Source organism: Methanocalculus sp., from assembly GCF_029762515.1.
Classification (GTDB): domain Archaea; phylum Halobacteriota; class Methanomicrobia; order Methanomicrobiales; family Methanocorpusculaceae; genus Methanocalculus.
Window position 1 is genome coordinate 1 of the sequence record NZ_JARVGN010000335.1, and the last position, 2588, is coordinate 2588.

Genomic DNA, 2588 nt, shown 5'->3' on the forward strand with positions numbered 1-2588 from the left:
CTTCATATCCCTCGGAAATGACCTCAAATGCGCCGGTAACGGCGGAGGGAAGAATGGTGTCATCCTCTTTTTTCTGGGCCACATAGATGAGAACAGAATCCCCGGGCTTTACCCGCTCGATGATGGATTTGTTCCGCTTGGGGATCCCCCAGACATTCTTTTTCTTTATTATTTCCCAATTTTCTCGATTTGAAGAGGCAAACCAGCGGGTCATGATTGACTCTTCGTGATGGCAATAAAAAAAGAATTCGATAATTATGCTTCGCTGATTGCCTTGAACGCAGCCTGCATAGGATCCGAGAAAAACTCAACCCGCAACTTATCGAGCAACTCGGGGGGAATGCTCCCAAAATCGGCTGCATTGGTCGTGGGGATAATCACCTGCTTCGCTCCCGCATCCATGGCGACTCTTATCCGATCGCCAAGATATTCGACCCGTGAAAGCACCCCGTGTATAGTCATTTCACCGAGGATGATCATCCCGCCTGCGAGTGGTTTATTGACAATCGCAGAGAGGATTGCCACATAAAATGCCACACCAATGTCTTCCGCTTCCTTTCCATGGCCCGGGCTCATCACCTGGATATTGAGATCATAACTTCCAATATCCTGTTCAAGTCCCAATCTTCTGGCATTGACCCGTAGATAGTTATGTGCCATCTGTGCAGATTCCCTGAGCGCTTTTGATGTCAACCCAACGACCTTGAATTTACCAGAACCCGGAATGGCGGCAACCTGGATGCGGAAGAGCATCACCCTGCCGAGCGTGGGATCCCATCCGATGCTGAAGACGTCCCCGGGTGCCATCGGCCCCTCGGGTATAAGCTTCGTCACTCCCAGCTCCGAACATTCGGCAATGAATTCATCGCCGGTTTCTTTGTCAAGGTACGACAGGTTCACGCGTGAAAACTCAATTGGGTTCATCCGTTTCAACTGTTCCTTGACTCTTCGCCGCATCTCCAGGCCGAGGTTGACATACTCTGCCATCTCTTCTTTGGTGCATTTTCCATCCGGATGAATGAGTTTCACGAGTCCGGAGACGGTGCGAACCGCAGCCTTCCGGTCTCTCTGTCCAACATGGTTGCCGAAGGAGAAGTAGGCATCATAGGTGTCGGTGTAATTCAGAGGCCGGAGACCGTTATGGAATATTTCAGCGATATAATCCGCAACAAATCCCATGTGCGGCGTAAAATGCTCTGGTTTCAGTTTCGGCATCTCCCAGCCAGGGAGGTAGGCATGCCACCGGTCATGGAATGCAGTATCATTGCGGATGGTTTCGGGCAGAGGGGCAAAGAGATGTGAGGTGCGAGCAATTGATTCTACATCGCCGTCTATATTGCCATTGAAAACAATACCCGCCTCGGCAGACAATGTACCTTTGTCGTCGCCACGCGAGAACGATCCCTGTTCCATGTAGCCTTTGAACATCTGCTTGTTTGCCTCGTTCTTGAAGTGCGATCCCGCAACTTCATCGAATGCCACGAGGTCGTTTTTCAGGACCAGGCCGGGCTTGTCTTTCCGGTTTTTCCACCCGAAGAGATCGGGGACCGAACCCTGCCCTCCGGAAAGAAGGATTGCGTAGGGGGATATTTCACGATAGACAAACGATTTTCCCGTCTCCCGGGGCCCGAGTTCGATAATATTGTAGTTTTTCTCAACCATCGGGATGAGGCGGAGCAGAAGCAGCATCTTCACCCGCCAGGTGAAGTCAGGGTTCGTCGGTTCATATCCCATCGATCGAAGCAGCACATCCACCCATTCCTCACGGGTAAACTGCTGCCGTGCCTCAATCCATTCATCCAGGCGGGCACTGGCAATCTGGATGGGCTTCATATTGGCGATGACGAACGGCCGGGTTACAGCGCCATGGATGATCGTCTCATCGTAGACCAGTTCGATATTCGACCAGACCCCACCGGTGAGCACCCGCTCGTACTTCTCTACATAGTCCTCGTCGATATGCACCTTTTCCAGACCAGAGGTCGCGAGCCGGGCCCAGTATTTTCCTCCCTGATCTTTCTCATCGAAAGTGACCGTGACGAGGTCGATGATCTTCATCGACCCGGACCGCTTCAGACGTGCTTTTATCAGTTCACCCTGATCGGCCCTCACCACACGCTCCGTGATCGCACTTTTCACGAGCTTGAGGCCTTCTTTAATCTGATCTTCATCGGTGGTCGAGCAGTATTTGCCCAGCAGATATTCGAGCACATACACCGGGATGGAGAATCCCACCTTCAGCTTATGGACAAGATCCTTTCGCACCACCCGTCCAGGAAATGCCTCCTCGAGTTTGCTGTCAAGCTCATCAATCTCTACTTCATGACCAGAATTCATCGATTTCCACCCTGAGCGTTACGTATTCCTGTGCCAGCTGTTCCTCATTATCTGCGTCCTGCACCACCACGAGAAGTTGAGATCCGTATTCTGGCGCAGATGCCGCATCGATCAACGAGAGCGTGACTGTCTGCACGCTTCCTCCCGGTTCAATGGTCACCGCGTTGTCATGCCGGAAGAGTATTCGCCCGGTTTCGGGATTCTTGATCTTCACAACCACCTTGCGGGCGAGGAACTTCGCATCCGCACCG

The 2588-nt window shown here is 52.2% G+C and carries 3 protein-coding genes; all 3 read right to left on the reverse strand.

All coding sequences use genetic code 11. The features are described from left to right. Positions 1 to 214: EVE domain-containing protein (locus QCH34_RS10485; RefSeq protein WP_300333852.1), on the reverse strand; the 214-nt coding region annotated here is incomplete at its 3' end. A 41-nt stretch (positions 215 to 255) separates the two neighbouring features. Beyond that, complete coding sequence (gene brxL, locus QCH34_RS10490; protein ID WP_300333855.1) at positions 256 to 2337, reverse strand: protease Lon-related BREX system protein BrxL; 2082 nt, start codon at positions 2335 to 2337, stop codon at positions 256 to 258. Next, a partial coding sequence (locus QCH34_RS10495; RefSeq protein ID WP_300333858.1) for a hypothetical protein occupies positions 2321 to 2588 on the reverse strand: 268 nt, incomplete at its 5' end. The genes brxL and QCH34_RS10495, both read right to left, overlap by 17 nt.

Coding starts and splice junctions, on each gene's coding strand:
- brxL (WP_300333855.1), bottom strand. CDS start 2,337: ATGAATTCTGGTCATGAAGTAGAGATTGATGAGCTTGACAGCAAACTC.